At 50.1% G+C, this 447-nt stretch carries 1 protein-coding gene; it reads right to left on the bottom strand.

The genetic code is table 11. The annotated features are described in order from the left end of the window. Positions 1-68: 68 nt before the first annotated feature. Positions 69-447, bottom strand: a 379-nt coding sequence (locus EEB19_RS26380) for a YgjV family protein (protein ID WP_187590289.1), incomplete at its 5' end; no start/stop codon positions are given.

Here is a 447-nt window from a genome sequence, read left to right as displayed (position 1 = left end):
GTTCACTGCGGCAGCTTGCCAGGCGGAAGACGATCGTCTGGCAAATAGCGCCCTGCGTAATTAATTGTTTAACCCCTTTCGTCTACGGCGGGAGGGGGTTTCTCTACTTTAAACGGATAAATTCCCCTTTTCTGCATCCGCCCGAAACGAATGATATTCAAGCCATTCATAAGCAGAAAACAAACCTCAATCATTGTGCCGCCTATCGACCCCGCCCAGAAGTTGTGAATCACCCAGCAACACGTTGAAAACCACATCACGCAGCGCATGGTGAGCCCTTTACAGCGGAACAGCGCCCAGGTACTGACAATCGTACCGATAACCGGCAATAGTTCGACAGGATGATGGAACTTCGCGAGGCCAATTCCGCCAGTCAGCACAATAAAAATCGCCATTACCCATAAGCTGCGCGTGCGTAAGGTAATCAATGTACGAATGGCATTAAGG

Origin of the sequence: Gordonia sp. OPL2, assembly GCF_003797825.1 — a bacterium.
Taxonomy (GTDB): domain Bacteria; phylum Actinomycetota; class Actinomycetes; order Mycobacteriales; family Mycobacteriaceae; genus Gordonia.
This window is presented reverse-complemented; position numbering and strand designations above follow the sequence as displayed.